Annotated in this window: 2 protein-coding genes; both read left to right on the top strand. The window is 64.4% G+C overall.

Translation table 11 applies throughout. The annotated features are described in order from the left end of the window. Positions 1–878: 1-phosphofructokinase family hexose kinase (locus AC0KVQ_RS16125; protein ID WP_473422215.1), on the top strand; the 878-nt coding region annotated here is incomplete at its 5' end. A gap of 58 nt (positions 879–936) precedes the next feature. After that, positions 937–2,300: PTS fructose transporter subunit IIC (locus tag AC0KVQ_RS16120; protein WP_473422213.1), on the top strand; the 1,364-nt coding region annotated here is incomplete at its 3' end.

The following is a 2,300-nucleotide window of genomic DNA, read 5'->3' as shown; positions in this document are numbered from 1 at the left end:
TGACGCTGGGCCAGCTCAACAAGGCGCACAGCCTGCGTTTCGATGCCGGCGGCAAGGGTGTCAATGTCGCCAAGGTGCTGACCGATCTTGACCACACCTGTGCTGCCACCGGCTTGCTGGGCGAAGACAACGCACGCATCTTCGAGAACCTGTTTGCCTCGCACGGCATCGCCGATCATTTCGTGCGCATGCCGGGTGCGACGCGCATCAACGTCAAACTCAATGACCCGCAATCGGGCGTGACCACCGATATCAACCTGGTGCCCCCTACGCCGCCGGCCGATGCGCTGGTGCTACTGCGCGCCACGATCACGGCGCTGTGCGATGGCGCGGCGCGCATCTTCGTGCTCGGCGGCAGCCTGCCGCCGGGGGTGCCGGTGGATTACTACGTCGGCCTCGCGCGTGCGCTGAGGGCTGCCGGCAAGAAGGTCGTGCTCGATACCAGTGGTGCCCCGTTTGCCGCCGCACTCGCAGGCGGTCCGGATTTCGTCAAACCGAACCGGCATGAACTGGAAGAGTGGCTGGGGCGCAAGCTGCCGGATATGGATGCGGTCATCCTGGGGGCGCAGAGCCTGCAGGCCGCCGGCCCGACCAACGTGATCGTCTCACTGGGCGAGGAGGGCGCAGTGCTGCTCACGCCGCAAGGCTGCTGGCATGCCAGGCCGCTGCGGGTTGAGGTGGTCAGCACGGTCGGGGCTGGTGACTCGATGGTGGCCGGCTGGATCTCGGCCATGCTCAAGGGCATGCCGCCGCCTGACGCCTTGCGCCTGGCCACGGCCAGCGCTGCAGCACGGGTCAGCCATCCCGATGGCAGCTTGCACCGGCAGGGGCTGGAGGAGATGGCCAAACTGGTTGAAGTAACGAAGCTGAAAGCGTGAAATCTTGCAGTGAAAACATTGACGCATTGACGTCATATAACCGGAGGTGAAGAGGATCATGGCAAATATCGTGGCTATCACATCCTGCCCGACAGGTATCGCGCATACCTTCATGGCAGCAGAAGGCCTGGAGCAGGGCGCCAAAGCGCTCGGGCACAGCATCCAGGTCGAAACACAGGGCTCGGTCGGCGCCCAGAATACCCTGAGCGCAGAGCTGATCGCCGCGGCTGATCTGGTGGTGATCGCGGCGGACACCAAGGTCGACCTGACCCGTTTCGCCGGCAAGCGCATCTATGAAACCAGCACCAAGGCTGCCATTGCCGATGGCGCCGCCGTGATCAAGACCGCGTTCGAGGCCGCCAAGGTGCAAGGCGGCGAAGCACAAAGCGCGGCCGATGTGGTCGATGCGATCAAGGCCGAACGTTCCGCCAGCCGTACCGGTGCCTACAAGCACCTGATGACCGGTGTTTCCTACATGATCCCGTTCGTGGTGGCCGGCGGCCTGCTGATCGCCATCGGTTTCGCACTGGGCGGCATCTATGTCTACGACGACGCGCACAAGGGTACGCTGGGCCAGGCGCTGTTCCTGACCGGCGCCAAGGGTGCGTTTGCCCTGATGGTGCCGATCCTGGCCGGCTATATTGCGCACTCGATTGCCGATCGCCCCGGTCTGGCGCCGGGCATGGTCGGCGGCATGCTGGCTGCCAACCTGGGCGCGGGCTTCCTCGGCGGCATTGTTGCCGGCTTCCTCGCGGGTTATGTCACCAAGTGGCTCAATGACAACATCAAGCTCTCGCGCAATCTGGCCGGCCTGAAACCGGTGCTGATCCTGCCGCTGCTATCGACCCTGGTGGTGGGCCTGCTGATGATCATGGTGCTGGGTGAGCCGGTGGCGGTTGCGCTGAAGGCACTGGAAGCCTGGCTCAAGGGCATGCAGACCGGCAGCGCCGTGGTGCTGGGCGTGATCATCGGGGCGATGATGGCGTTCGACATGGGCGGTCCGGTCAACAAGGCCGCGTATGCGTTCTCGACCGGCCTGATTGCCGCCAGCGTCTACCAGCCGATGGCTGCGGCCATGGCGGCCGGCATGACCCCGCCGCTGGGTATTGCCCTGGCCACGGTGCTGTTCAAGAACCGCTTTACCACGGATGAGCGCGAAGCCGGCAAGGCGACTGCGGTGCTGGGTATCTCGTTCATCACCGAAGGCGCGATTCCGTATGCCGCGCGCGACCCGTTGCGCGTGATCCCGTGCCTGATGGTCGGTTCGGCCGTGACCGGTGCGCTGGCAATGATGTTCGGAACGGAACTCAAGGTGCCGCACGGTGGCATCTTTGTGCTGCCGATCCCGAATGCGGTCACCAATGTTGGCATGTATGTGGTGAGCCTGCTGGTGGGGACGGTGATTACGGCGGTGGCGTTGTA

Source organism: Formivibrio sp. oc-25 (genome assembly GCF_055810895.1).
Note: the sequence above shows the minus strand (reverse complement) of the source record. Positions and strands in the feature narration are given on the sequence as shown.